Consider the following 1340-nt stretch of genomic DNA (forward strand, 5'->3'; position numbering starts at 1 on the left):
GCGTCCATGAGGCGGAGGCCTTCGAAGGCGTCGCGGGCGTAGCGGACTTCGCCCTCGTAGATCTCGTGGAGGTCCTGCTCGACGTAGGCACGGGTCAGGGCGGCGCCGCCGAGGATGACCGGATAGTCGGCCGCCAGCTTGCGCTGGTTGAGCTCCTGAAGGTTCTCCTTCATGATCACGGTCGACTTCACCAGCAGACCCGACATGCCGATCACGTCGGCCTTGTGCTCCTGCGCCGCCTCCAGGATCGCGGAGACCGGCTGCTTGATCCCGATGTTGACGACGTTGTAGCCGTTGTTCGTCAGGATGATGTCGACCAGGTTCTTGCCGATGTCGTGGACGTCACCACGCACGGTCGCCAGGACGATGGTGCCCTTGCCCTCGTCGTCGGTCTTCTCCATGTGCGGCTCGAGGTAGGCCACGGCCGTCTTCATGACCTCGGCCGACTGGAGCACGAACGGCAGCTGCATCTGACCCGAGCCGAACAGCTCGCCGACGACCTTCATCCCTTCGAGAAGGGTGTCGTTGACGATGTCGAGGGCCGGGCGCGTGGTGAGTGCCTCGTCGAGATCGGCTTCCAGGCCGTTCTTCTCCCCGTCGATGATGCGGCGCTGGAGCCGCTCGTCCAGGGGCAGGGCCTGGAGCTCCTCGGCGCGGCCGGCCTTCAGCGACTTGGTGTTGACGCCCTCGAAGAGCGCCATCAGCTTCTGCAGCGGGTCGTAGCCCTCGGTGCGCCGGTCGTAGATCAGGTCGAGGGCGGTGTTCACCTGCTCCTCGTCGAACCGCGCGATCGGCAGGATCTTCGACGCGTGCACGATCGCCGAGTCCAGGCCCGCCTTCACGCACTCGTCGAGGAAGACCGAGTTCAGCAGCACACGGGCGGCCGGGTTCAGACCGAAGGAGATGTTCGACAGACCCAGCGTGGTCTGCACCTCCGGGTGACGCCGCTTGAGCTCACGGATCGACTCGATCGTGGCGATCCCGTCACCCCGGGACTCCTCCTGACCGGTGCAGATCGTGAAGGTGAGGGTGTCGATGAGGATGTCCGACTCCCGGATCCCCCAGTTCGACGTCAGGTCCTCGATGAGCCGCTCGGCGATCGCGACCTTGTGCTCGACCGTGCGGGCCTGGCCCTCCTCGTCGATGGTCAACGCGATCAGCGCCGCCCCGTGCTCCTGCGCCAGACGGGTGACCTTCGCGAAGCGGGACTCCGGGCCGTCGCCGTCCTCGTAGTTCACCGAGTTGATGACCGCACGCCCGCCGAGCTTCTCCAGACCCGCCTGGATCACGGGAACCTCGGTCGAGTCCAGAACGATCGGCAGGGTGGAGGCGGTGGCGAA

1 protein-coding gene is annotated in these 1340 nt (G+C 66.0%); it reads right to left on the reverse strand.

Going from position 1 to position 1340, the window contains the following annotated elements; all coding sequences use genetic code 11:
• A partial coding sequence (locus tag ACFV9H_RS41445) for a dihydropteroate synthase (RefSeq protein WP_385409184.1) occupies positions 1 to 1340 on the reverse strand: 1340 nt, incomplete at both ends.

Origin of the sequence: Streptomyces sp. NPDC059874, from assembly GCF_042731135.1 — a bacterium.
Classification (GTDB): domain Bacteria; phylum Actinomycetota; class Actinomycetes; order Streptomycetales; family Streptomycetaceae; genus Streptomyces.